The sequence below is a fragment of the Cupriavidus numazuensis genome (assembly GCF_905397435.1).
GTDB lineage: Bacteria > Pseudomonadota > Gammaproteobacteria > Burkholderiales > Burkholderiaceae > Cupriavidus > Cupriavidus numazuensis.
The window spans coordinates 1-22,088 of sequence record NZ_CAJPVI010000001.1 but is presented as its reverse complement, the minus strand read 5'-3'; the positions used below and the strand labels follow the sequence as shown (position 1 = coordinate 22,088).

Genomic DNA, 22,088 nt, shown 5'->3' with positions numbered 1-22,088 from the left:
GGCTCCCGGGGTCAGGCACATGCAGGCTGGGAGGTGCCGGTGCAGGAGGCCCTGCTTGTGCAAACGACCATGGCGGTCGGCTCCGTCGTCGTGCTGCGGTTGCGACGCTCGGAATGATCGCTCAGGGTCAGTTTCATGCGCTGCAACAGCGTACCCAGCGCCGCGCGTTCCTGCGAACTGAACGGCGATACCGAGACCGAATGCAGGGCTTTCACGGCTTGCCATACGCGTTCGAGCCGGCCCTCTGCTGCAGCGCAGATCTGCGGGGCGGCGGCGGAGCCGGAGTATTCGATCCAGCCATCACCCTGCAAATCGCTCAGCAATCGTTCGGAACAGGCGGCATCGATCAGCATGGCCCCGGCAAGCGGCTCGTGGCGGACGAAAATATTTTGCCGGATGGCACGCAACAGGAGCCATTTGGCGTAATTCAAACCTGAAGCAGCCAGCGTCTGCTCCAGGGCGCGTTGCCAGGCGGTGACAGCGTCCACCAGGGCAAGGACCACCGGCTCGTTGGGTTCGAGTGGTTTGGTGTGCATGAATTGGCGTCTCCTCATGTCTGTCGCCGACATTACAACGCTCTTGGGCCGGAGCTTGGCCGGCCCGGGCGGCACAGGTGCCGCGCCTCGAAATCAGGGGCAAATCGGGGCGGTCTTTCCTGATAGCGGCAGACACTACCAGAAGCGAATGTTTTTTGTATGTTCCCTAGGGTTTGTCCTGTCCTGCCTCGAGCCACAGCGTCACATGGCGACCCATGCAAGCGACATGGCCAGCACTTCACTTGGCACATGGGCTATGAAAATCACGACTGCAACTTATGAATTTATATCCCTGTGGGAATGTATGCGCGTGGCTACACTGCCTTTCCAACCCCCGCGCTAAAGCCAAGGGGCGCACGGGCGGACCGGAACCGCCCGGCAACCGGAGATGTTGATGTACAAGGAACGCATTCGCCTGCCCAGGCTGCTCGACAAGGTGGTCTCGGCCGACGCGGCCGCCGAGCTTATCCGCGATGGCATGACAGTGGGCATGAGCGGCTTCACCCGGGCAGGCGACTGCAAGGAAGTGCCATTTGCACTGGCGCGCCGCGCCGCTACCGAGCCGCTGCGCATCACGCTGATGACCGGCGCATCGCTCGGCAACGACATCGACAAGGTGCTGGCGCAGGCCGACGTGATCGCGCGCCGGCTGCCGTTCCAGTCCGATGAGACGCTGCGCCGCAAGATCAATGCGGGCGAGGTCATGTTCATCGACCAGCATCTGTCCGAAACTGTCGAGCAATTGCGCTCCGGTCAGATCGCCCCGGTGGACGTAGCGGTAGTGGAGGCGGTGGCGATCACGGAGCAGGGCGGCATCGTGCCCAGCACGTCGGTCGGCAATTCGGCGAGCTTTGCCATGCTGGCGCGCAAGGTGATCGTCGAGATCAACATGAATATGCCGCTCGCGCTCGAAGGTTTCCACGACATCTACTTCCCGGTGCAGCGCCCGTACCGGCAGCCCATTCCCCTGATTTCCGCAGAGCAGCGCATCGGCCTGCCGTATATCCCGATCGATCCCGAAAAGATTGCCGCCATTGTCATCACGGGCAAGGACGACAGCCCGTCCAATGCGCTGCCGCCCGACGAAGGCACGCGCGATATTGCCGGGCATCTGAACGCATTCCTGGATCGCGAAGTGCGCGCCGGCCGCCTGACGCCGTCGCTGCAGCCGCTGCAGGCCGGCATCGGCACCATCTCCAACGCCGTGCTGCACGGACTGATCGACTCGCCGTTCCACGACCTGAAGATGTATTCGGAGGTGCTGCAGGACAGTACGATCGAGTTGCTTGATTCCGGTCGGCTTGCGTTCGCGTCGGCCTCTTCGGTGACGCTGTCGCGCTCGGTCTACCAGCATTTCCTGGCCAACCTGGAGCGGTACCGCTCGCGCCTGGTGCTGCGGCCCCAGGAAATCAGCAACCATCCGGAGATCTTGCGCCGGCTTGGGCTGATCACCATCAACACCGCGCTCGAATGCGATATCTACGGCAACGTCAACTCGACGCACGTCGGCGGCACGCACATGATGAACGGCATCGGCGGCTCCGGCGACTTCGCGCGCAATGCGCATCTGTCAGTGTTCGTGACCAAGTCGGTGGCCAAGGGCGGGGATATCTCCAGCATCGTGCCGATGGTCTCGCATGTGGACCACACCGAGCATGATGTCGATATCATCGTGACCGAACACGGTCTGGCCGACTTGCGTGGCCTTGCGCCGCGCGAGCGTGCCAGGCAGATCATCGACAACTGCGCGGACCCGGCCTACCGCGATGTGCTGGGCGACTACTTCCGCCGTGCCAGCCGGCTGGGCGGGCAGACACCGCACCTGCTCGAGGAAGCGCTGTCCTGGCACGTGCGTTATCGCGATCGCGGCACCATGCGTGAATCCGTGCCCCAGCATGCCATGGCTGCCTGACAGGCGGCATCCTTCAGCGCCATAAGCAAACAGCCCGCAAATGCGGGCTGTCTTGTTTGCGTGGCCTGCTCTGGAAAGCAGGCCTGAGGGGCTTACTGCGACTTGGCCGCAGGCGCCTTGGCACCGTCGGTGTACGGGTCGAACTTGCCGGCCTTGGCACCGTCGGTGTACGGGTCAGGCTTGCCCGACTTGGCACCGTCGGTGTACGGATCGTACTTGCCTGCCTTGGCACCATCGGTGTTCGGGTCGAGCTTCTTGCCAGCCAGGTCAGCCTTGGTCGACTGCTTCGCACCGTCCGTGTACGGGTCGAACTTGCCCGACTTGGCAGCGCTCTGGTTCGGACTGGCCTTCTTCTTGGTGTGGCTGCCGCCGTACAAGTCGCCGCCCTCCGTATAGTTCTTCTGCGCGTACGCAAGCTGGGTTGCACCGAAGGCAGCAAGCGCGGCAACGATCAGGGTGGGAACGGTCTTCTTGAGCATCTTCATCCTCGCGAGTGGAGGTCGCGCAGCGCCTGCGCGATCCGGTTGGGGCCGAGTTTGGCGGACTCCACGGCTAATTTACCGAGTCGGCGCTGGTCCGCAAAGTGAAACTTTCTTCTAAATGTATTGAACGCCTTCTCGTCCTGAACGGTACTGTGCAATGTCAAGTTGACGCAGAATAAGCAATGGAATATTGCTGGTAATGCACGATCCGGCACAAAAAAAAGCCGGCTGGTTTCGCAGCCGGCTTTTTGCTGAGCGCAGAAATCTATTCCAGCGTGATGTTCTGGTCGTGGGCAATTTTCTTGCGCAGATCCAGTTCCCGCTTGATCTGAGCGGCGTACTGCGCCGACGTATTCCCGTCGGGGTACGCGCCGCTGTCCGCCAGGCGACGCTTGACCGCCGGATCCTGCAGCGCCTTGACGGCGGCGTCATGCACGCGCGTGACGATGGCCGCAGGCGTGTTGGCCGGGGCGACCAGGCCATACCAGGCCATATTGTTCATGTCCTTCATGCCGGCTTCCGCGAAGGTCGGCACGTCAGGCAGGCCTTCCACGCGCTTGGGCGCGGCCACGGCCAGCGCGCGCAGCTTGCCGGCCTGAATGAACGGCATCGAGGACGGCAGGTTGTCGAACTGGACGTTGACCTGGCCGGCCAGCGTGTCGTTCAGCGCCGGGCCCGATCCGCGGTAGGGGATATGGACCATGTCGGTCTTGGTGATGTCCTTGAACAGCTCGCCATCCAGGTGCGAAATGCTGCCCTTGCCGGCCGACGCGTAGCTGTATTTGCCGGGGCTGGCCTTCAGCAGCGCGACGAATTCCTTCAGCGTCTTGGCGGGAACCTTCGGATTGACCGTCAGCACGTTCGGCACGTTCACCAGGTTGGTGATCGGCGCGAAGTCCTTGATCGGGTCATACGGGTTGCGGGCGTTGGTGGCGGGGTTTGTAGCCATCGTGCTCACGGTGGCAATGCCCAGCGTATAGCCGTCCGGGGTGGACTTGGCCAGTGCATCGGCGCCGATCGCGCCGCCGCCACCGCCACGGTTTTCCACCACGACGGGCTGGCCGAGTTCACGGCCGAGCGCGTCCGAGACGGCGCGCGCGACGATATCGGTGGTGCCGCCTGCCGCGAACGGCACGATCAGCCGGACCGGCTTGGTCGGGTAGCTCTGCGCCTGTGCGCTGACATGGAACAGGCCAAGGGCTGCGATGCAGGCCGCAGCGCCTGCTTTGAGAACTGCTTTCAAGGAGTGCCTCCGTTCTTCATTCACTGATTGTCGGCCAGTCCGGATGCTGGGGCGTTCTTCGGGACGATTATGTTCGCCTGCGCTTGTCGGTGAGTCGTCCGGTCCTGGCTGGGGCGGGCTGGTCATCGTTATGCGATAGCCAGCCAACAACATCGAAACGATTTGTTCCGCGATACGGAACTGCGTTCCGCGTTGTGCGCCGACGGCCATTCAACAGGGAAAGGGCGGGAAACGGTATCGGGAAGAACCCGCGTATCGAGAAATAAAGCGGGCTGTCGTGAGGAATTAGCCGTCCGAATGGGCGACGGAGGCCAAAAGCAAAAAGGCCAACCGCAAGGTTGGCCTTTTTTCGAATTCGTTGGTGGGGCGTGAGTGACTCGAACACTCGACCTACGGATTAAGAGTCCGCTGCTCTACCAACTGAGCTAACGCCCCAACGAAGAAAAAGATTTTAGCAAGGTATCTAGTAAGACGCAATAGGAAAGTCGAAATTTCTTTTGCGGCACTCAGGGCTACAATGCCGACCTTCCCACTGCGGCCACCCAGACAACGTTCATGCATGCCCGGATCCTGCGCTATCTGGATGAGGTAGTACGCTGCGGCTCCATCCGCAAGGCGGCAGAGTCTCTGCATGTGGCGCCTACGGCGATCAACCGGCAGATACTCGATCTGGAAGCCGAGCTTGGTGCGCCGGTCTTCGACCGCATCAACAAACGCCTGCGCCTGACGCCGCTTGGCGAGATGGTGCTCGCGCACGTCCGGCAGACATTGCGCGAGCACGAGGCGTTGCGCGATCGGATCGAAGAGTTCAAGGGCGCCCGGCGCGGCGAGGTGACGGTAGCAGTGACGGCCGGGCTGGCCGGGTCATTGATGCCGTCTCTGACGCATGAATTTCACCAACGGTATCCGGGCATTGTCGTGCGCGTGGTCGACCTGCCGGTTGCCGAGATCGCCATGGCCGTGGGGCAGGGCGATGCCGACCTGGGTCTCGGCTATGACCTGCCTGCTGCGCCGGCGCTGCGCACCCTGGGAGCGAGTGACTGGCAAATCGGCGCCGTGGTCCCGCCCGGTCACCCGCTGGCGGCGCAACCGTCGGTCCTGCTCAGCGAATGCGTCGGTTATCCGTTGGTGCTGCCGGCGCCATCGCTTTCCATTCGCGGCATTCTCGACGATGCCTTTGCGCGCAATGCCATCGACGTGACGCCTGCTGCCGAGTCGACCTCGATGGCGCTGATCCAGCGCCTGGTCATGCTGGGCAGCGGTATTGCGCTGCTCAATCCGCTCGACATCATGGAAGAACGCGCGCGTGGTGCGCTGGTCCTTGTGCCGCTGCGCGACCGTTATCTGCGACGCCAGACGCTGGCGCTGGTGGCGCGGGCGCAAGCTGCACTGAGCCCGGCGGCCGAATTGATGGCCGGGGACATCGGCGAGCGGCTGGCTGCACTGTTCGCGCAAGGGCGCTGATCGTGCTGGTGTCCACTTTTTGTGGACATTGTTGGCGAAATTCTGCACTTCCGGATTGACGGTGCGAGTCATAGACTCGCGTCATGCCAATCTGCCGAGAGTTGCTGAAATGACCCTGATCGCCCTGAATGCCGATGTGCTTGTCACCATGGATGCGCAACGGCGGGAGATTCCCGATGGCGCGCTGGTTGCCGAAGGTCCTGCGGTGCAATGGGTTGGAGCCACGGCGGATCTGCCGCTCGAATATCGCCGCAAGATCGACGACGGCACGGCGCAGGTGATCGACATGCGCGGTCACGTGGTGACGCCGGGCTTGGTCAATACGCACCATCACATGTACCAGAGCCTGACGCGCGCCGTGCCCGCCGCGCAGGACGCCGAGCTGTTTTCGTGGCTGACCAATCTCTACATGCTGTGGTCGCACCTGACGCCGGAGATGATCCGCGTCTCGACGAAGACGGCGATGGCCGAGCTCATGCTGTCGGGCTGCACCACCACGAGCGATCACCTGTACCTCTATCCGAATGGCTCGCGCCTGGATGACTCCATTGCCGCCGCACAGGAAATGGGCATGCGCTTCCACGCGGCGCGCGGCTCGATGAGTGTCGGCCGCAGCAAGGGCGGGTTGCCGCCCGATGTGGTGGTGGAGGAGGAGGCCGCTATCCTGCGGGACAGCCAGCGCCTCGTGGAGCAATACCACGACGGCTCGCGCCACGCGATGCTGCGCATGGTGCTCGCGCCGTGCTCGCCGTTTTCGGTGTCGCGCGACCTGATGCGCGAATCGGCGGTCATGGCTCGCCACTACGGGGTGTCACTGCATACCCACCTGGCCGAGAACGACAACGACATCGCCTATTCGCGCGAGAAGTTCGGCCTGACGCCTGCGCAGTATGCCGAAGACCTCGGCTGGGTCGGGCACGATGTCTGGCATGCCCACTGCGTGAAGCTCGATGACGAGGGGATTGCGCTGTTTGCGCGTACCGGCACGGGCGTGGCGCATTGCCCGTGCTCGAACATGCGGTTGGCATCCGGCATCGCGCCGGTGCGCGCCATGCGCGACGCCGGCGTCAAGGTCGGGCTGGGCGTGGACGGCAGTGCTTCGAACGATGGCGCACACATGCTCGGCGAAGCGCGCCAGGCCTTGCTGTTGCAGCGTGTGGGATATGGGCCGGCCGCGATGAGTGCGCGTGAGGCGCTGGAGATTGCAACGCTCGGTGGTGCGCGCGTGCTCAACCGTGATGACATTGGCGCGCTGGCGCCGGGCATGTCGGCCGATTTCGTGGCGTTCGATATGTCGGCCGTGGGCTTTGCCGGCGGCGGGCATGACCCGGTCGCGTCGCTGGTGTTTTGCACGCCCGCGAATGTGGCGACCAGCGTGATCAATGGCAGGGTCGTCGTTCGTGACGGCGAACTGCTGACGGCTGACCTCCCGGTCGTACTGTCGCAGCACCGACAGCTCGCGCGCACATTGTTCGAGCGCGCACGCGACGGCGGAGCCTGAGCGTGTTGTCTTGGTGCCTGCTATCGAGCAGGCACTGAATAATCCAATCAGACGCCGGAAAACAAAAAGGCCAACCTTGCGGTTGGCCTTTTTTTGAATTCGCTGGTGGGGCGTGAGTGACTCGAACACTCGACCTACGGATTAAGAGTCCGCTGCTCTACCAACTGAGCTAACGCCCCAACGAAGAAAAAGATTTTAACATGATTTCGGAGTTTGTCAAACACCTGTGTGCATCAACCATGTTCGGGGTGCCATGCATGGCAGCTTGCGACGTCGGCATCGCTCCGCTCGCCAATGGAACCGGCAGCCCCATCCGGTTGTCATTCGATTGGGCGCATCAGTGAGGGCCGGCGCATACGATATCGCTCCGGCCATGTTAGGATGTTTCTCCACTTGCATATGGAGGGCTGCACCGATGGAAATCAAGTTCCAGGAGCAAGAGCGCTACGACATCAACAACGAAGGCCTGCTGTTTCACGCTATCGTCAATGGCGAGCAGGTAACCTGCGTGGTGACACGCGAAGCACTGTGGGAAGGATTCAGTGCGGATCAGGTTCTTTCGCTGGAAGAAGCCTTCCGCGCCGGCCGCGACACGATCGAACGTGCGGCGGTGGTGCTGATCGAACAGGGCGTCCCGCAGCCGGTCGTCGTCAAGCGCGCACACGTGGCACCGGTCTGATTCGGATGGATGCCCCGGCCAGCCGTAGGCAAGCCGCGGGCGCCCATCTCGCATCAGCATCCTCCCGGCAGGATCGCTCTCCGCACAGCCGCTACGGCTAACCCGTCATATCATACCCAGCTGCTTCCGGTTCTCACCGGTGACAGCGTCCCGTCTCAATCCACCGAATTCTGGTTTTCTGACGCTGCCGTCACAGCGCTTCTGCGTGCGTTTGTGCGCCGGGGCGTTGCGCGCACTCTTCGAAGATGCGCACCTTGCACTGCGCGCAGATATCGGGCGACAGCTGGCCGATGATGGTGTGCAGCGCCTGACGCTTGGTCGAGAAGACATGGTCGGGGCCGAGCTTGCCGGTGAACCCGGTCTGCTCCCACGTTTGCAGCACCTGCGTGCGCGGACGGTGGAAGTACAGGTCGCCGCCGGCGGCGCGTCGCTCCGACAGTTCGGCTTCCCACATCTCCGCGCCGGCCAGGTCGATGAAGTTCATGCTCTTGGTCATCGCCAGCAAATGCTTCTGGCCGGCATTGACCGTGCGCAGCCAGTGCAGCCGATCCGTCACGTATTGCACGGCGCCAAAGTAGATCGCGCCTTCCATGCGCAGCAGTTTGAGTTGCGGGCACTCCGGCTGAGGCCGATGCAATTCGTCGAGCGGCGTGAAGCGGCGTCCCGGATCATCGGCGTCGGGCACGAGGCTGCGCACTGCGGGTCGCGAGGTACGGTACAGGTAGGCCACCAGCGACAGGATCGTGCCGAGCAGCACCGCCATCTCCAGGCGGATCACCAGCGTGGCGGCAAATGTGCCGACCGCGATGGCAAACTCCGTACGGCTCAGCGCCGCGATGCGCCGCAGGCGCGCAAAGTCGAACAGGCCCCACGCTACGAGCAGCAGCATCGCCGCGATCGCGGCGAGTGGAATTTGCGCCAGAAGCGACGCGCTGACGGCCACCAGCGCCAGCAGCCATAGCGCCGAGAACACGCTGGCCAGCGGCGTTTTCGCACCGGCTTCGAAGTTCGGCACTGAACGATTGAGCGAACCGCACGAGATATAGCCGGAGAACAGGCCGCCGGCGATATTGGACAGCCCCTGGCCGATGAACTCGCGGTTGGCGTCGATGTGCTGGCCGGAACGCAGTGCCACGGCCTTGGCAATCGAGATCGACTGGCCCAGCGCAACGATGGTAAGTGCGGCGGCAATGCCGAGCAGGTCTGGCACGCTGCGCCAGGAGACATCGGGCACGTGGAAGGCCGGGATAGCCGAGGGGATCGGCCCGACCACATTGACAAGGTGTCCGCCGCCCCAGCCGGTCTGGTTCAGCAGCAGGGCGACGCCATAGCCGGCCATGAGTCCGAGCAGCATGAACGGCAGCCGCTTGTTGAGCCGCTTGAACAGCAGCGTCGCACCGAGCGTGACGGCGCCCACGGTGGCGGCGCCCCAGTTGATGTCGTCAACGTTGTCGAACAGGAAGCGCAGCACGCCGAACGCGCTGGTCCCGGTGGGCACCGCCAGGCCGAACAGATCCTTGAGCGCGTACAGGCCGATCAGTGTGGCCGCGCCACATGTGAAGCCGAGCAACACCGACGGCGAAATGAAGTTGGCCAGCGTGCCAAGCCGCAGCGTGCCGACGGCCAGTTGCATCAGACCGACCAGGATCGTCACCGACAGCGCCAGGCCGATATAGGCCGGGCTGCCGGCGAACGCCACCGGGCTCAGCATCGCGAACAGCGCGAGCGAGTTGGCGTTGGTCGGGCCCGACATCACATGCCAGCTTGATCCGAACAGTGCGGCGACAATGCACGGCACCACAGCCGTGTAGATGCCGTACTCGGGCGGCAGACCCGCGAGCGTGGCAAACGCCACGCCCTGCGGCAGTACGAGCACGGCGCCGAGCAAGCCCGCTATCACGTCCGCGCGTAACGTGGCCCGGGATACGCGTTGCGTCCAGGGAAGCAGGCGCTGCAGCCGGGTGCCGGGGCTGGTTGCGGAGACAGTCATGGGCGGGAGACAGTGATGCAGGCAGGCGCCGGATAACGGGCCAGCCTTGGCAAACCAGGACGTTGGCGGTGGCAGGGTGATGCGGGGGTCATCGCCGCAGTGTAGCGGCGCGCTCCGTTCGCCGCGAGCCGGGCTTGCCCGGACTTGCGTGAACGGAGCATGCAGGTCAGCCGCAGTTCAGCGTGGCGACCACCGGCGTGTGGTCGGACGGCTGTTCCCAGGTGCGCGGGACGCGATCGATCACGCAGGCCGAGCAGTTGCCGGCCAGTTCCGGCGACAGCAGGATGTGGTCGATGCGCAGGCCGGCATTGCGCCGGAACGCGAACATGCGGTAATCCCACCAGGAGAACACCTTTTCCGGCTGCTCGAACTTGCGGAACGCATCCGCCAGGCCCAGTTCGACCAGCGCGGCAAATGCCGCGCGCTCCTGCGGCGAGACCAGGTTCTGGCCCTCCCACTTGGCCGGATCATGCACGTCGCGGTCTTCCGGGGCGATGTTGAAATCGCCGAGCAGCGCGAGCCGCGGATACTTCACGAGCTCTTCGCGCAGCCATGCCGTCATGGCGTCGAGCCACTTCAGCTTGTAGACGAACTTGTCCGAATCGAGCGCCTGCCCGTTCGGGAAATACGCGCAGACCAGGCGGATGTCGCCATACGTGGCCGCGACGACGCGCTGCTGCGCATCTTCAAAGCCCGGGATATTGCGCACGACGTCGGTCGGACCCGGCATGCTGGCATCGCGCGCCAGGATGGCGACGCCGTTGTATGTCTTTTGGCCCGTGTAGACGCTGTGGAAGCCGACGTTCTCCAGTTCCGCGAGCGGATACTTGTCGTCAGGCAGCTTCAGTTCCTGCAGGCACAGCGCGTCGATCGGCGCGCCGGCCTGTTCCTGTTCCGCCAGCCATTGCAGCACCTGCGGCAGGCGGACCTTCAGCGAGTTGACGTTCCAGCTTGCGATACGCAGCGGTCCGGTTGCAGGCAGCGCCGCGCTCATGCTGCCATGCCTCCATGGCGCAGCAGCGCGTCGATCTGCGGCGCGCGGCCGCGGAACGCAACGAACGAATCCATGGCCGGGCGGCTGCCGCCGACCGACAGGATTTCGCGCTGGTAGCGCGCGCCGGTTTCGCTGTCGAGCACGGTGCCCGAAAGCTGCGCGGCTTCTTCGAATGCCGCATACACGTCGGCCGACAGCACTTCAGCCCACTTGTAGCTGTAGTATCCCGCGGCATAGCCGCCAGCGAAGATGTGGCTGAAGGTATTGGGCCAGCGCGACAGCGGGAATTGCGGCACCACGTGCACGCGGTCGTTGATCTCGCGCGACAGGTCGAGCACCGACTTGGCAGCTTGCGGATCGAAGTCGGTGTGCAGGTGCATGTCGAACGACGAGAACACGATCTGGCGCAGCGTCATCATGCCGTTCTGGAAATTCTTTGCGGCCAGCATGCGGTCGAACAGCGCGCGCGGCAGCGGCTCGCCGCTGTCCACATGCTGCGTCATGCCGCTGAGCACTTCGAATTCCCAGCAGAAGTTCTCCATGAACTGCGACGGCAGTTCCACCGCATCCCACTCCACGCCGTTGATGCCGGACACGCCCAGTTCACCCACCTGCGTCAGCATGTGGTGCAGGCCGTGGCCAAATTCGTGGAACAGCGTTATGACCTCGTCGTGCGTGAACAACGCGGGCTTGTCACCGACTGGCGACGAGAAGTTGCACGTCAGGTAGGCCACCGGCGTCTGAATCTTGCCGCCTGCCAGCAGCTTGCGGCCGCGCGCATCATCCATCCACGCACCGCCGCGCTTGCCTTCGCGCGCATAGAGGTCGATATAGAACTGGGCCAGCAGCGTGCCGTCGGCCGCGCTCACGCGGAAGAAGCGCACGTCCTTGTGCCAGGTCTGCGATTCGTCCGGCTGGATCTTCACCGAGAACAGCCGCTCGACGGCGCCGAACAGACCCTGCAGCACCTTGTGCTCGGGGAAGTACTGCTTCACCTCGTGTTCGGAGAACGCATAGCGCTGCTCGCGCAGCTTTTCGGAGGCGTAGGCGACGTCCCACGGTGCGAGGTCGGACAGCCCCAGTTCCGACGCAGCGAAGGCCTTGAGTTCGGCCCAATCCTGCTCGGCATAAGGACGTGCCTTGATGGCGAGTTCATCAAGGAATTTCAGTACTTCGGCCGGCGATTCGGCCATCTTGGGTACCAGCGAGACTTCGCCGTAGCACTGGTAGCCGAGCATCTGCGCTTCTTCACGGCGCAGCGCGAGCTGCTCGCGCATATTGTCCGTGTTGTCCCAGTCGGCCTGGCCGCTGCCGTACTGCGGACCCTGCGCCGACGCGCGCGTCACGTTGGCTTCGTACAGGGTCTGGCGCAGTGCGCGGTCGTCTGCGTACTGCAGCACGGGGAAATAGGACGGGAAGTGCAGCGTGAACTTCCAGCCGGCCTTGCCGTCCTTCTCGGCGGCGTGGCGCGCGGCTTCCTTGGCGTCTTCGGGCAGGCCGGACAGACGCGCAGGATCTTCGATGACCAGCGCGTACGCATTGGTGGCATCGAGCACGTGGTCGGAGAACGCCTTGGACAACTGCGCCTGCTGTTCCTGGATTTCGGCAAAGCGCGGCTTCTTGTCTTCGGGCAGCTCGGCACCGCCCAGGCGGAAACCGCGCAACTCGTTCTCGATCAACTGGTGGCGCGCGGCGTCCATGCCGGCGAACTCGGGGCTGGCGGCCAGCGCCTTGTACTTTTCATAGAGCGCCAGGCTCTGTCCGAGCGACGACCAGAACTCGGTCATGCGCGGCAGGTTCTCGGCGTGCGCCTTGCGCAGTTCCGGCGTATCGGCGACCGCGCTCAGATGGCCGACTACGCCCCACGCGCGCCCCAGCGGCTCGGTGGCGGTTTCCAGTGCCTCGACGGCATTGGCCCAGTCGGCCGGCGTGGCCGGGTCTTCGGCGCGGGCCACGGCGGCCTGGGCACGCTCGAGCAGCACGTCGAGCGCCGGGCTGATGTGCTCGGGGCGGATCTCGGAGAAGCGCGGCAGGTCGGTGAAGTCCAGCAGTGGATTGTTGACGGCTTGGTCCATGGCGGTTCTCGGTTATCAGGCCTGAAGAGGCAATGGCTTGCAGATTGGGGCAGCCCCGGTGCTTTTCCAGTGCCGTTGCGGCGCGTGCCGCAACGGCACACAGGCTTAGCCGGCGGCGCGCTCGGCGGCTTCCAGCGTGTTGATCAGCAGCATGGTAATGGTCATGGGGCCAACGCCGCCCGGCACCGGCGTGATATAGCCGGCCACCTCGCGCACGCCGGCGAAATCCACGTCGCCGCACAGCTTGCCGTTGTCGTCGCGGTTCATGCCCACGTCGATGACGACCGCGCCGGGCTTGACCATGTCGGCGGTGATCAGGTTGCGCTTGCCCACGGCGGCGACGACCACGTCGGCGTCACGCGTATGCGCGCCGATATCACGCGTCTTGCTGTTGCAGATGGTTACGGTGGCGCCGGCTTGCAGCAGCAGCATGGCCATCGGCTTGCCCACGATGTTCGAGGCGCCGACCACCACCGCGCGCGCGCCGCGCAGCGGGAAGTTGATCGATTCCAGCATCTTCATGCAGCCATACGGCGTGCACGGGCGGAACAGCGGGGCGCCGGTCATCAGCGCGCCGGCATTGGCCACGTGGAAGCCGTCGACGTCCTTTTCCGGGGCGATGGCTTCGAGCACCTTGTGGCTGTCGATGTGCTTGGGCAGCGGCAACTGCACCAGGATGCCGTGGATCTTCGGATCGTTGTTCAGTGCATCGATGCGGGCCAGCAGGTCGGCCTCGGACAGGTCGGCCGGATAGCGGTCCAGCGACGAATGGAAGCCGTTGTCCTCACAGGCCTTGACCTTGTTGCGCACATAGACCTGGCTGGCCGGATCCTCGCCGACCAGGACCACGGCCAGGCCAGGCTGGTGGCCGCGTTCGGTCAGGCGGGCAGCGCGCACGGCGGCTTCGGAACGGATTTGTTTGGCAAGGGCGTTGCCGTCGATCAGTTGTGCAGACATGGGGGAGAGGCGGGTTTGTGGCCGGAGTGAAGGCGCCGTCGCGGGGCGGCGCCCGGTCGGCAGAGCTTAAAGGCGAATTATACGGGGTGACGGGCGGGCATTCTGCCCCCGGCTGGCCACGCGGCCGTTTGATCGCTGGCAAGCCGGGATGCCCGGCGGCACTGGTAGCATCGGTGCATGCATACCGCGCTCCCATCCCTGCTGTCCGACCCGCTGCTCATCGTGCTGACTGTCGTCGGGCTGGGCTGGGCCCTCAGCCGCCGTCCGTGGCATCTGCTGCGGCGCGATTCCCTGCAGCATGCGTGGCTGGGCGGCATGATGTTCGTGGCGCTGTTGTGGACGATCCGTGCCACGCTGGTGGGCGGCCTGGTGATCCAGCTTCTCGGCGCCACGCTGATGGTGACGCTGTTCGGGCTGCCGCTGGCGCTCGTCTCGTTGTTTGTGGTCGACCTGGTATCGCTGTTCGGTCTTGAGTACCTGGCCGGCCATGGCTGGGCGCTGTTCGACTGGCCGTCGCTCTGGGTGCGCTACGTCTGGCTCGCGCTGCTGCCGGCGTTGATCTCTGCCGCCCTGCAGGGGCTCATGCGCCGCATGCTGCCGCACCACCCGTTCGTGTTCATCCTCGGCCACGGCTATTTCTGCGCGGGGCTGGCCGCCATGGGCGCCGGCGCGGCGGAAGCGGCCTGGCGGCACTGGATGGCGCCGGGATTGCCTTTCAGCACCGCCGACACGCTCGCGGCCATCGTCATCCTTGCCTTCGGCGAGGCCTTCCTGACTGGCATGCTGGTCGCGATCTTTGTGGTGTACCGGCCGCAATGGGTCGTGACGTTCCGTGACGAGGATTACCTGCGGAACTGAGGTGCGCGCCGAAGGGGGCGGAAGGGGCGGAGGGGGGCGGAGCAGGGACGCGTGCCCCGGCGAGCGCCGGGGCAGCTTGCGGGATCAACTGTTGCGCGACAGCGCCAGGCGCAGCAGGTCGGCCACGGTGTTCACGTTGAGCTTTTCCATGATGTTGGCGCGGTGCGCCTCCACCGTCTTGATGGAAATGCCCAGGTCGTCGGCGATCTGCTTGTTCAGGCGGCCGGCCACGATGCGCTCCAGCACCTGCTGCTCGCGCGTGGTCAGCTTGCCCAGCAGGTCCTTGGCGGCGCGTTGCTCGCGCGCGGCCGAGTGATCCGTGCGCGCCTTCTGCAGCATGCGTTCGACCAGCGAGCGCAGTTCCGACTCGTCGAACGGCTTTTCGATAAAGTCGATTGCGCCGCGCTTCATCGTGGACACCGCCATCGGCACATCGCCGTGGCCGGTAATGAACACGATAGGAATGTCGATGTTCTCGGCGATCATGCGCTCCTGCAGTTCCGGGCCGCTCATGCCGGGCATGCGCACGTCGAGGATCACGCAGGAAACCTGGCCGGCGTCATAAGCCGCCAGGAACTGTTCGGCGCTGCTGAAAGCACGCACCTGGTAACCATTGCCCTCCAGCAGCCAGGTCAGCGAGTCGCGCATCGCTTCATCGTCGTCGACGATAAAGACGGTCTCGCCGCGGTGAGGGGCAGGGTTTGGCGTTGCGGTCATGAAGTCTCCTGGGACAACCATTCATTTGCGGCAGAAGTGTAACCGGCCGCGGCGCTATGTAACAGATCCGGCACCCCACCGGCGGGGGGTGCCGGCAGTTCCGTGATCGGGCGCGTGTCGTTACTGATCAGCCATTGCCGGCTGCAGAGGCAGCATGATTTTAAACGTACAGCCAATGCCGTCGACATTGTTCTCGACCCACAGCCTGCCCTGGTGGGATTCGATGATCGAGCGGCAGATATTCAGCCCCATGCCCATGCCGTCGGACTTGGTGCTGAAGAACGGCTCGAACAGCCGTTCCTTGGTGGCTTCGTCGACGCCGGGACCCTGGTCGATCACGTCGATATGCACGTTGTTGCCGAACTCGCCCGGCTCGATGCGCGCGTGCAGGCGCACCACGCCGCCCGCGCGCGGGGCGGGCATGCCGGACATCGCCTCGACGGCGTTCTTGAGCAGGTTCACCAGCACCTGTTCGATCAGCACCGGGTCGACGTAGATCATCGTCGGCGGGGCGGGCAGGCGCGTCAGGATCGTGACGCGCCGGCGAGTGGCCTCGAGGTCGGCCAGGCCGACCGCGTCGGCGACGATATCGTGCAGCGAGGCCTCGCGCCGTTGAGGCTGGCTGCGCTTCACGAAGCCGCGGATACGGCTGATGATGGTGCCCGCGCGCACGGCCTGTGCCGAGGTCTTTTCCAGTACCGGGATAAGGTCTTCCGGCGTGCTGCGGCCCGAATGCAGGCGCGCCACGGCGCCCATGCAGTAGTTGTTGATCGCGGCCAGCGGCTGGTTCAGTTCATGCGCGAGCGACGACGCCATCTCGCCCATGGTGGTCAGGCGGCTGGTGAACTGCAGGCGCTCCTCGTGCTGGCGCGTCATTTCCTCGGCGGCCTTGCGCATCGTGATGTCGGTGGCGATCTGCATCTGCGCGAGATGGCCGTCCACCCACTGGATGTAGCGGCGGCGCACTTCGAACCACTTCTGCATATCGGGCACGAACACTTCGCGCGCGTCCGAGGTGTATGGCATCAGTTCCGAGGCTGGCAGGCCGGCGTACGCATCGACATAGTCGGTGTTGTCGCTCGAGACCTGGTCCTTGTCGACGTCGTCGCCTGCCAGTTTCAGGTGGCCCTCGGCCTCCCAGCCGAACAGCTGGCGGTAGTAGCGGTTGGCGAACAGCAGCTCGGCCTTGTCGGTGGCCAGCACGGACACCGCGGCGTCCAGGCTTTCCAGCACGGTGGTGAAGCGGTCGTGCGCGGCGGCCAGTTCCTCGCGCGCGCGCTTGGGCTCGGTGATGTCCGTCATCGAACTCATCCAGCCCGTGTGGCGGCCGCGGCTGTCCACCAGCGGCGACACGTACATACGCGAGAAAAAGCTGCTGCCGTCGCGGCGCATCACACGCATCTCGTAGCCGCCGGACGGGGACTTGCCCTGCAGCGTGAGGTCGATCTGCCGCTGCATTTCCTGCTGGTCGTTCGGCGGCCAGTAGGGGAAGGGCGGCAGTCGTCCGACCAGGTCGTTCTCCTGCCAGCCGGTCATGCGGCAGAACGCCGGATTCACGTAGGTAATGCGGCCGTTCAGGTCCAGCGCGCGCAGGCCGATCAGCATGGAGTTTTCCATGGCGCGCCGGAACGACGTTTCGGCCAGCAGCGCGCGCTGCGCCTCGGAGCGGCGGCTGGTGTGCCGCCACATGCTCCACAGGCTCCACAGCAGGAAACACGACAGCCCGACCACCAGCCACAGCAGCATGTTGTTGGGCAGATTGGACGGCGGCGGATACGCGTCGGCGCGCAGCGACAGCGAATGGCCCGGCGGATCGAGCAGTACCTCGTACGACAGCGCGTTGCCAGGCACCGGCCGTAGCGAGGTGCTGGCGCGGGTCTGGTTGTTCTTGTCGATCAGCGAGAAGCGGTAGCGCTCGGTCAGTTCCGGCGGCAGCAGGTGCGTGAGGATGCCGTTGATCGAGTAGAGCGCGCCGAGCGTGCCAAGGAACTCGTTGTCACGGACGATCGGCACTTCCATCAGCATGAAGCTGTCGCCGCGGTCGTTGGTGAGCGGGCGCGAGTAGACCACGCGCTGGGTTTCGCGCGCGGCGTCGAAGGTGTCCAGCACTTCGGGTTCGAGCGGCTGGTCCTGGTTCTCGCGCAGGCGCGCCGCGAATTCCGAGGTGGACGGCAGCGACCAGCGCCCGCGGCGCGTGGCATCGAGCCAGTTGATGAAGACGATCTCGGGGTTTTCGCGCAGGATTTCCTGCGCCGCGGTCCGGTACGCGCCCTGTTCGAGCTGCGCGGCTGCAATGTCGCGCGCGAGCGAGGCAAGCTGGTCCTGGTTGCTCAGCAGGGACAGCCGCACGCGCTGCTGGGCCCAGGCCGCGTCGCGGTACAGCGCGTCGCGCTGCTGCTGGCGCTCGGTCTCGTGCAGGGACCAGAGGATGACGCCCATGGCCGCGCTGAACAGCACGATGGCCACCAGCGGGATGAACATGAACCAGCTCGTGGCGACGAGGTTGCGCCAGCGCAGCCACCACAGGCCGCGCGTGGGCGCGGAGACGGTGCCGCCGTCATCGACGGGTGCGATGGTGTCGATGGTGCCCAGCGTGCCGGTCGGCGGCGCGGCGTGTGCGCCGTCGCCTCCGGCTGCCCTGGCTCTATCGGAGGCGGTAGAGGTCGCGGTGGGCGAGGCGGTGGGCGGAACGACGGGTGCACGCAGGCTGGACAGGAAACGATCGAAAAACGACATGACGGGGATTGACGGCTGACCGGCCAGTGTAGCGGGATTATTGCGGTGCGTCGCTTGGGGAAAGCGCCAATGAAATCAAGGAAATGCCTGACGTCGCGGCCCGGCTTGACCCGTATGGGCCAGGGCAGTGGGTGTGAAGTGTGGTGCGCCGCGCCAATATTTCACATTATAAAAAACGATATCGCAATTTGAAAATTTTGCTTGTGCTGCCCTTTCTGCTTCCATAGAATCCGATCGACCAAGAACGCGGGCGGTAACCATGCGCCTGCCGCGCGGAGTGTCCGGAACAGGACGCCCGGCGGCAGCTCCGATGCAAGGCGCGGCGGCGACGCATCCGCAAGTCATACCCCGTCACCCCGGGGCCCGAATGCCAAAAGCCAGGGCTCCGGAGCAGGAATTCACCAGGAGACAGTCATGTCCGCCGTACCCGAGCAGATTCTCGGCGCATCCAGCGCCAACGACGCCGATCCCCAGGAAACCCATGAGTGGCTGGACGCCTTGCAGGGCGTCATCGCCGCAGAGGGCTCAGAACGCGCGGCCTTCCTGATCGACAAGCAGATCGAGTACGCACGCGTGAATGGCGTTACGCAGCCGTTCCACGCCGAAACGCAGTACATCAACACGATCCCCGTCGAGCAGCAGGCCCGTATTCCCGGCGACCAGGACGTCGAGCACCGCATCCGCTCGTACACGCGCTGGAACGCGATGGCGATGGTGCTGCGCGCCAACAAGCACACCAACGTTGGCGGCCACATTTCCTCGTTCGCCTCGGCGGCCACGCTGTATGACGTCGGCTACAACCACTTCTGGCGCGCTCCCTCGGAGCAGAGCGGTGGCGACCTGGTGTTCGTGCAGGGTCACTCGGCGCCGGGCGTGTACTCGCGCGCGTTCCTGCTGGGCCGCCTGACCCCCGATCAGCTCGACAGCTTCCGCCAAGAAGTGGACGGCAAGGGCATCTCGTCCTACCCGCACCCGTGGCTGATGCCGGACTTCTGGCAATTCCCGACGGTGTCGATGGGCCTGGGCCCGATCATGGCCATCTACCAGGCCCGTTTCATGAAGTACCTGGACAGCCGCGGCCTGGCCAAGGCCGGCGACCGCAAGGTCTGGGCCTTCCTCGGCGACGGCGAGACCGACGAGCCGGAATCGCTCGGCGCGATCGGCATGGCGGGCCGCGAGAAACTCGACAACCTGGTCTTCGTCATCAACTGCAACCTGCAGCGCCTGGACGGTCCGGTGCGCGGCAACGGCAAGATCATCCAGGAACTGGAATCCGAATTCCGCGGTGCCGGCTGGAACGTGATCAAGGTGGTGTGGGGCAGCAAGTGGGATTCCCTGCTGGCGCGCGACACCAAGGGCCTGCTGATGAAGCGCATGATGGATTGCGTGGACGGCGAGTACCAGACCATGAAGGCCAAGGACGGCGCCTACGTCCGCGAGCACTTCTTCAATTCGCCTGAACTGAAGGCGATGGTTGCCGACTGGTCCGACGACGACATCTGGCGCCTGAACCGTGGCGGCCATGACCCGCACAAGATCTACGCCGCCTACAAGGCTGCCAGCGAGCACAAGGGCCAGCCGACGCTGATCCTGGCCAAGACCATCAAGGGCTATGGCATGGGCGACGCCGGCCAGGCCATGAACGTGGCTCACCAGCAGAAGAAGATGCCGGTGGACGCGATCCGCAAGTTCCGCGACCAGTTCAATCTGCCGGTACCCGACGACAAGCTCGACGAAGTGCCGTACATCACCTTCCCGGAAGGTTCGAAGGAACTGGAGTACATGCGCCAGGCGCGCCAGAACCTCGGTGGCTACCTGCCGGCCCGCCGCCAGAAGGCCGAGGCGCTGCCGGTGCCGCAACTGTCGGCGTTCGAGGCGCTGCTGAAGGCCACCGGCGAAGGCCGTGAAGTGTCCACCACCATGGCCTTCGTGCGTATCCTGAACACGCTGCTGAAGGACAAGCAGATCGGCAAGCACGTGGTGCCCATCGTGCCGGACGAGTCGCGTACCTTCGGCATGGAAGGCCTGTTCCGCCAGGTCGGCATCTGGAACCAGGAAGGCCAGAAGTACGTGCCGGAAGATCATGACCAGCTCATGTTCTACAAGGAATCGCAGACTGGCCAGGTGCTGCAGGAAGGCATCAACGAAGCCGGCGCCATGTGCGACTGGATCGCCGCCGCCACGTCGTACTCGACGCACGGCGTGCAGATGATCCCGTTCTACATCTACTACTCGATGTTCGGTATCCAGCGTATCGGCGACCTGTGCTGGGCAGCAGCCGACATGCGTTCGCGCGGCTTCCTGCTGGGCGGCACCGCCGGCCGCACCACGCTGAACGGCGAAGGCCTGCAGCACGAAGACGGCCACTCGCACGTGTTCCACGCGGTGATCCCGAACTGCATCTCGTACGATCCGACCTTCCAGTACGAACTGGCAGTGATCATGCAGGACGGCCTGCGCCGCATGTACGCCGAGCAGGAAGACGTCTACTACTATCTGACGGTCATGAACGAGAACTACGAGCATCCGGAAATGCCGGCTGGCGTAGAGCAGGACATCGTCAAGGGCATGTACCAGTTCCGCAAGGGCGTCGAGAACAGCAACGCACCGCGCGTGCAGCTGCTGGGCTCGGGCACGATCTTCCGCGAGGTGATCGCTGCTGCCGAACTGCTCAAGAAGGACTGGGGCGTGGAGTCGGACCTGTGGGGCTGCCCGAGCTTCACCGAGCTGGCCCGCGAAGGCGCCGCCGCCGAGCGCTTCAACCTGCTGCACCCGGCCGAGCCCCAGCGCGAGTCGTTCGTCGCGCAGAAGCTGAAGTCGGCGCGCGGCCCGGTCATTGCCTCGACCGACTATGTGCGTGCGTTCGCCGAACAGATCCGTCCGTTCGTGCCGCGCCGCTACGTCGTGCTGGGCACCGACGGCTTCGGCCGCTCGGACACCCGCGAAAAGCTGCGCCATTTCTTCGAGGTGGATCGCCACTGGGTCACGCTGGCCGCGCTGAAGGCGCTGGCCGACGAAGGCGCCATCAGCCGCGACAAGGTGGCTGAAGCGATCAAGAAGTACAACCTCGACCCCAACAAGCCGAACCCGATGTCGGTCTGACCGGCTTCCTGCACCAACCCCCGCAGTACGGCGACGCCGTGCCGCGGGCGCCCCGAAAAATTCGGCGCGCCTTGCGGCACAGCGGCGTGACAGAAGCGGGCGGCGAGGGTAACCTCGCCGCTTGCGGATGTCGTGCGCGCCGGCCTGCCCAGGAGACACTGAATGAGTCAAGCGATTGAAATCAAGGTGCCGGACATCGGCGACTATGACGCCGTTCCCGTCATTGAAGTGCATGTGAAACCCGGCGACAGCATCAACGCGGAAGACGCGCTGGTCACGCTGGAATCGGACAAGGCCACCATGGACGTGCCCTCGCCGCAGGCCGGCGTGGTCAAGGAAGTCCGCATCAAGGTGGGCGACAACGTATCCGAGGGCTCCGTGCTGGTGATGCTGGAAGCCGCAGGCGCAGCCGCGCCGGCCCCGGCGCCCGCAGCTGCTGCCGCACCGGCTCCGGCCCCCGCCCAGGCCGCCGCGCCCGCACCGGCTCCGGCCGCTGCCCCGGCGCCCGCCGCCGCTCCGGCAGCTGGCGGCACCATTGAAGTCAAGGTGCCCGATATCGGTGACTACGACGCCGTTCCCGTGATCGAAGTCCACGTCAAGCCGGGCGACACGATCAACGCCGAAGACGCCGTCGTTACGCTGGAGTCGGACAAGGCCACCATGGACGTGCCGTCGCCACAAGGCGGCGTGGTCAAGGAAGTCAAGGTCAAGGTCGGCGACAACGTGGCCGAGGGCACGCTGCTGATCCTGCTGGAAGGCGCCGCTGGCGCCGCCGCACCGGCTCCGGCCGCTGCAGCACCCGCTCCGGCTCCCGCGGCAGCGCCTGCCCAGGCTCCGGCCCC

16 protein-coding genes and 2 tRNA genes are annotated in these 22,088 nt (G+C 64.9%); 7 read left to right on the top strand and 11 right to left on the bottom strand.

Going from position 1 to position 22,088, the window contains the following annotated elements; translation table 11 throughout:
• Positions 1 to 11: 11 nt before the first annotated feature.
• Positions 12 to 536: a MarR family transcriptional regulator gene (locus KHO41_RS00090; protein ID WP_211951288.1), complete on the bottom strand. Its 525-nt coding sequence runs from the start codon at positions 534 to 536 to the stop codon at positions 12 to 14.
• Positions 537 to 930: 394 nt separating this feature from the next.
• On the opposite strand from KHO41_RS00090, the gene KHO41_RS00085 reads away from it, so the two are divergent.
• Positions 931 to 2,448 carry an acetyl-CoA hydrolase/transferase family protein gene (locus KHO41_RS00085; protein WP_211951287.1) on the top strand — a complete coding sequence of 506 codons (1,518 nt, stop codon included), beginning with the start codon at positions 931 to 933 and terminating at the stop codon, positions 2,446 to 2,448.
• A gap of 92 nt (positions 2,449 to 2,540) precedes the next feature.
• On the opposite strand, the gene KHO41_RS00080 is transcribed toward KHO41_RS00085, so the two are convergent.
• From KHO41_RS00080 to KHO41_RS00070, 3 genes are all read right to left on the bottom strand, one after another.
• Positions 2,541 to 2,927 (bottom strand): hypothetical protein, encoded by a 387-nt coding sequence (locus KHO41_RS00080; protein ID WP_211951286.1) that lies wholly within the window; start codon positions 2,925 to 2,927, stop codon positions 2,541 to 2,543.
• A gap of 268 nt (positions 2,928 to 3,195) precedes the next feature.
• Positions 3,196 to 4,173, bottom strand: a complete 978-nt coding sequence (locus KHO41_RS00075) for a tripartite tricarboxylate transporter substrate binding protein BugE (protein WP_211951285.1) — start codon at positions 4,171 to 4,173, stop codon at positions 3,196 to 3,198.
• Between the two features lie 359 nt (positions 4,174 to 4,532).
• Positions 4,533 to 4,608, bottom strand: a tRNA-Lys gene (locus KHO41_RS00070).
• A 120-nt stretch (positions 4,609 to 4,728) separates the two neighbouring features.
• On the opposite strand from KHO41_RS00070, the gene KHO41_RS00065 reads away from it, so the two are divergent.
• Positions 4,729 to 5,637: a LysR family transcriptional regulator gene (locus tag KHO41_RS00065; RefSeq protein WP_211951284.1), complete on the top strand. Its 909-nt coding sequence runs from the start codon at positions 4,729 to 4,731 to the stop codon at positions 5,635 to 5,637.
• Positions 5,638 to 5,746: 109 nt separating this feature from the next.
• The gene (locus KHO41_RS00060) at positions 5,747 to 7,138 is read left to right on the top strand and encodes an 8-oxoguanine deaminase (RefSeq protein ID WP_211951283.1); all 1,392 of its coding nucleotides are present in this window, start codon (positions 5,747 to 5,749) and stop codon (positions 7,136 to 7,138) included.
• Positions 7,139 to 7,241: 103 nt separating this feature from the next.
• Here KHO41_RS00060 and KHO41_RS00055 read toward each other — a convergent pair.
• Positions 7,242 to 7,317 (bottom strand) — tRNA-Lys (locus KHO41_RS00055).
• A 236-nt stretch (positions 7,318 to 7,553) separates the two neighbouring features.
• Between KHO41_RS00055 and KHO41_RS00050 the strand changes: the two genes are divergently transcribed.
• Positions 7,554 to 7,817 (top strand): DUF1488 family protein, encoded by a 264-nt coding sequence (locus tag KHO41_RS00050; protein WP_011297465.1) that lies wholly within the window; start codon positions 7,554 to 7,556, stop codon positions 7,815 to 7,817.
• Positions 7,818 to 8,007: 190 nt separating this feature from the next.
• Here KHO41_RS00050 and KHO41_RS00045 read toward each other — a convergent pair whose 3' ends face one another.
• The 4 genes from KHO41_RS00045 to folD all read right to left on the bottom strand — a co-directional run bounded on the left by KHO41_RS00045 (position 8,008) and on the right by folD (position 13,833).
• Positions 8,008 to 9,807 carry a SulP family inorganic anion transporter gene (locus KHO41_RS00045; RefSeq protein WP_211951282.1) on the bottom strand — a complete coding sequence of 600 codons (1,800 nt, stop codon included), beginning with the start codon at positions 9,805 to 9,807 and terminating at the stop codon, positions 8,008 to 8,010.
• Positions 9,808 to 9,973: 166 nt separating this feature from the next.
• A complete protein-coding gene (gene xth, locus KHO41_RS00040) occupies positions 9,974 to 10,801 on the bottom strand; it encodes an exodeoxyribonuclease III (protein ID WP_211951281.1) in 828 nt (275 codons plus the stop codon).
• Positions 10,798 to 12,876: a M3 family metallopeptidase gene (locus KHO41_RS00035; RefSeq protein ID WP_211951280.1), complete on the bottom strand. Its 2,079-nt coding sequence runs from the start codon at positions 12,874 to 12,876 to the stop codon at positions 10,798 to 10,800. The genes xth and KHO41_RS00035 overlap by 4 nt, the downstream gene beginning before the upstream one ends.
• Before the next feature lie 105 nt (positions 12,877 to 12,981).
• Complete coding sequence (folD, locus tag KHO41_RS00030; protein ID WP_211951279.1) at positions 12,982 to 13,833, bottom strand: bifunctional methylenetetrahydrofolate dehydrogenase/methenyltetrahydrofolate cyclohydrolase FolD; 852 nt, start codon at positions 13,831 to 13,833, stop codon at positions 12,982 to 12,984.
• Positions 13,834 to 14,010: 177 nt separating this feature from the next.
• On the opposite strand from folD, the gene KHO41_RS00025 reads away from it, so the two are divergent.
• Positions 14,011 to 14,691, top strand: a complete 681-nt coding sequence (locus KHO41_RS00025; protein WP_211951278.1) for an energy-coupling factor ABC transporter permease — start codon at positions 14,011 to 14,013, stop codon at positions 14,689 to 14,691.
• Between the two features lie 84 nt (positions 14,692 to 14,775).
• On the opposite strand, the gene KHO41_RS00020 is transcribed toward KHO41_RS00025, so the two are convergent.
• Positions 14,776 to 15,408 carry a response regulator transcription factor gene (locus tag KHO41_RS00020; protein WP_011297471.1) on the bottom strand — a complete coding sequence of 211 codons (633 nt, stop codon included), beginning with the start codon at positions 15,406 to 15,408 and terminating at the stop codon, positions 14,776 to 14,778.
• A 120-nt stretch (positions 15,409 to 15,528) separates the two neighbouring features.
• Positions 15,529 to 18,144: a PAS domain S-box protein gene (locus KHO41_RS00015; RefSeq protein WP_211951277.1), complete on the bottom strand. Its 2,616-nt coding sequence runs from the start codon at positions 18,142 to 18,144 to the stop codon at positions 15,529 to 15,531.
• A 414-nt stretch (positions 18,145 to 18,558) separates the two neighbouring features.
• On the opposite strand from KHO41_RS00015, the gene aceE reads away from it, so the two are divergent.
• Positions 18,559 to 21,246 carry a pyruvate dehydrogenase (acetyl-transferring), homodimeric type gene (gene aceE, locus KHO41_RS00010; RefSeq protein WP_211951276.1) on the top strand — a complete coding sequence of 896 codons (2,688 nt, stop codon included), beginning with the start codon at positions 18,559 to 18,561 and terminating at the stop codon, positions 21,244 to 21,246.
• Positions 21,247 to 21,408: 162 nt separating this feature from the next.
• On the top strand, positions 21,409 to 22,088 hold a 680-nt coding region (locus tag KHO41_RS00005), incomplete at its 3' end, for a biotin/lipoyl-containing protein (protein WP_342344451.1).